4 protein-coding genes and 1 pseudogene are annotated in these 3,349 nt (G+C 62.7%); 3 read left to right on the forward strand and 2 right to left on the reverse strand.

Going from position 1 to position 3,349, the window contains the following annotated elements; translation table 11 throughout:
- A pseudogene (locus tag J0I64_RS03660) lies at positions 1 to 110 on the forward strand (molybdenum cofactor biosynthesis protein MoaE); the annotation flags it as partial.
- Between the two features lie 168 nt (positions 111 to 278).
- Here the strand turns inward: J0I64_RS03660 and J0I64_RS03665 are convergent.
- The gene (locus J0I64_RS03665) at positions 279 to 1,169 is read right to left on the reverse strand and encodes a branched-chain amino acid aminotransferase (protein ID WP_291406258.1); all 891 of its coding nucleotides are present in this window, start codon (positions 1,167 to 1,169) and stop codon (positions 279 to 281) included.
- 214 nt (positions 1,170 to 1,383) lie between these two features.
- Between J0I64_RS03665 and J0I64_RS03670 the strand changes: the two genes are divergently transcribed.
- Entirely contained in the window at positions 1,384 to 1,821 is a 438-nt protein-coding gene (locus J0I64_RS03670) for a MarR family transcriptional regulator (RefSeq protein ID WP_291406261.1), read from the forward strand.
- A 22-nt stretch (positions 1,822 to 1,843) separates the two neighbouring features.
- Positions 1,844 to 2,353: a hypothetical protein gene (locus tag J0I64_RS03675; protein ID WP_291406259.1), complete on the forward strand. Its 510-nt coding sequence runs from the start codon at positions 1,844 to 1,846 to the stop codon at positions 2,351 to 2,353.
- A 4-nt stretch (positions 2,354 to 2,357) separates the two neighbouring features.
- Here the strand turns inward: J0I64_RS03675 and proC are convergent, their stop codons facing one another.
- Complete coding sequence (gene proC / locus J0I64_RS03680) at positions 2,358 to 3,179, reverse strand: pyrroline-5-carboxylate reductase (RefSeq protein WP_291406260.1); 822 nt, start codon at positions 3,177 to 3,179, stop codon at positions 2,358 to 2,360.
- Positions 3,180 to 3,349 lie beyond the last annotated feature (170 nt).

A 3,349-nucleotide genomic window follows, 5' to 3' on the forward strand; every position in this document is an offset into this window, starting at 1 on the left:
ACCTGAAAACCGACGCGCCATTCTGGAAACAGGAAGAAACGGCGGCCGGCACTGTATGGGTTGAGGCCAAGGCCGCAGACGACAGCGCTAGGGACCGCTGGGCCGAGTAAGGCCGCTCACCCCAAAGGGAGAGGTAGGAGAGTGTCAAAGTCGCGGAGCGACACCTCTCCCTTGGGGGAGAGGTCGGTCCGCAGGGCCGGGTGAGGGGTCGTTCCTCTGCTCAAACAAAAAGGCCGAGCATCCCTGCCCGGCCTCCAAAACTCAAATCGCGGAAAACCCTATTCCGCTGCCGCCTGCTTCGGCTGCACCGCAACCGAGTAAGCATCGATCAGCGTCCGGCAACCTTCGCCCGGCGTGAACTTGTAGTCGCCGATCAGCGAAACCGGCGTCACTTCCGCGGCCGTACCGGTCAGGAAGCACTCGTCGAACTGGCTCAGCTCTTCGGGCATGATGTGGCGCTCGGTAACGGTAAAGCCGTTTTCCTTGGCCAGCGCGATTAGCGTCTGCCGGGTGATGCCGTTGAGGAAGCAATCCGGCGTCGGCGTCGTGATTTCCTTGCCCTTGATGAAGAACACGTTGGCGCCCGTGGCTTCCGCCACATAGCCGCGATAGTCCAGCATCAGCGCGTCGGCAAAGCCGTTCGCCATGGCGTGGTCCTTGGAGAGCGTGCAGATCATATAAAGACCCGCAGCCTTTGCCGAAGACGGAATGGTCTCCGGCGACGGGCGCTTCCACTTGCTCCATTCGAGGCGAATACCCCTAAGCTTTTCCTCGACCGAGAAATAGCTGGGCCAGACCCACGCGGCGATCGCCACGTGCACCTTGTTGTTGCGCGCCGGCACCGAAAGCTCTTCCGAGCCGCGCCAGGCGACAGGACGCACATAAGCATCCACAAGGCCGTTCTTTTCCAGCACGAGGCGCTTTGCGGCCTCGATTTCGTCCACCGAATAGGGGAACGGCATATCGAGCGTCGCAGCCGAACGGATCAGGCGTTCAGTGTGCTCGCGCGATTTGAAAATTTCGCCGCCATAGGCGCGTTCGCCTTCGAATACCGAGCTGGCATAGTGAAGTCCGTGCGTGAGCACGTGAATCTTCGCGTCCTTCCACGGTTTGAGTTCGCCGTCGAACCAGATCCAGCCATCACGCTGGTCCATGGGCACGCCTGCCATGATCCTCTCCAAAAAGTCCTTGTTGCCGTTCACACACGAACGGGCGTTCCCCCGATCATGCCCCAAGGGCCATGCCCTTGGCAAACCTGAATGTCTTTGGGATAAGACGAAACGCCTGTGCGATGGAGTGACAATGGCAGAGAGCCAAAAAAATGTCAACAAGGCTGACATAAATTCTGCGGTGCCCGACGATACCGGCCTGCCGCTCGATATCATGGGCCTGTTCTTCTTCGCCTATCGGGACTTTACGGGCGATGCCGATGCGCTGCTCGAACGCCAGGGTTTTGGGCGCGCGCACCATCGCGTGCTGTATTTCGTCAACCTGCGCCCCGGCATGCCGGTGGCCGATCTTCTCGATATCTTGAAGATCACCAAGCAGAGCCTCGCCCGCGTGCTCCGTCAGCTGATCGACAACGGCTATATCGCCCAGAAGACCGGTCACGCCGACCGCCGCCAGCGCCTGCTCTACGCCACCGACAAGGGCCGCACCCTTTTCGCCACGCTCTCGGCCACCCAGGCGAGCCGAATCGATGACGCCATCGCGGCCCTGCCACCGGACGGCGCCCGCATGGTCCGCCAGTTTCTCGTCAGCATGGTCGAACCCTCCGACCACACCGTGCTCGACCGGCTCAATCTGACGGTGAATCTTTAGATCAGCCTGCAGCGATTAAGGCTTGTCTGCCAATACCTTGTCCGGCACTCTGGACTCAGTTTGGCAGACGGCGCCAAGCCTGCAGGGGCAGCAAATTCTCGATCTGGGTCAATATCTCTCCGAGGCAAAACGCCTGGAGCAACAGGGCGAACTGGTCGAAGCCATCTGGTGCTACGAGACCATCTTGCGTGATCCGCTCATCGCCGATGATCTGAAAACCCTGCGCGCCGCCGGCCTCGGCCTCGGGCTTCTGCTGATCGGCGAGGCCCGTCACAGCGACGATCCGCGCCGCACCAGCCGCCTCGTCAATCGCGCCATCGCGGCCCTCAACATGGCGAGCCAAACCGACCCGACCGATTCCCGGCTCGGTCTCGCCCTGGCCGAAGCGCACATCCTGCGCTTCCAGCTTTCCGGCCAGGCGCAGGACCTGCTGGCCGCCAATATTCAGCTTGATCGCCTGAGCGAAACCCCTGCCCCGCCGCTCGAAAGCATCCGCTCCTTGCGCGCCCAGATCAGCCGCGACGACGACTAGTTTACTAGCCGCGCCCCAGTTCCTCACTGCGCAGCCGTGCGGCCTCCACCGCGCGGCCCATGAGCGGGGTCAGCCCATCGTCACCCATCAGCACGGCAAGCGCCGCCGCCGTCGTGCCATTGGGCGACGTCACGTTCTGCCGCAGCGTGCTGGCCGAAGCTGCATCCGCTTCCAGAAGCGCGGCGGAGCCGATCACGGTCTGGCGCGCCAGCACCATGGCGACATGCTCGTCGAGTCCCTGCGCTACGCCGGCCGCGGCCAGCGCCTCCACGAGATTGAACACATAAGCCGGGCCCGACCCCGAAACGGCGGTTACCGCATCGAGATCACCTTCCTTGTCGAACCAGACGACGAGCCCAGCCGCCGAAAGCAGCGCCTCGGCAGCAGATTTTCCGTCGTGGTCGACACCAGCCCCGGCAACGACGCCGGTAACGCCCTTGCCGATCTGCGCCGGCGTATTGGGCATGCTGCGCACGACCCGATCGGTCCCCGCGCCCTTGGCCAGTCGCGCCAGCGAAATACCGGCAGCGATAGACACAACCAGCGTGTGCGGCCCGATCACCGGCAACAGGCTTTCCATCACCTCGTCGATGATCTGCGGCTTCACCGCCAGCACCAGCACATTGGGCAAGAGCCCCACGGCATGGTCATAAATCCTGAGGTCATATTCGGCCGCGAAAGCCTTGGTCTCTTCGCTCGGCCGCGGTTCCACCAGCACGAGGTTGGTCGGCGGCAGTCCCGCCTCAAGCCAACCCGTTGCCAGTGCCATGCCCATCTTGCCGGCACCAACCAGCATGACCGGTCCGATGGAGCGCAAATTCGTCATCACGCCTCTCCCACGGTTTCGAACATCACATGGCTGAGCGCGTCTGCGGCCGATTTGCCGGCCCAGACGACGAACTGGAAAGCCTGATAGTAGAGATCACAGCTATCCGTGGCCGAACGCAAGAGCGCCTCGCATTGCTGCGGCGACACATCGGCGCCACCGGTGAGCAG

The organism is Devosia sp., from assembly GCF_017307565.1.
Classification (GTDB): Bacteria; Pseudomonadota; Alphaproteobacteria; order Rhizobiales; family Devosiaceae; genus Devosia.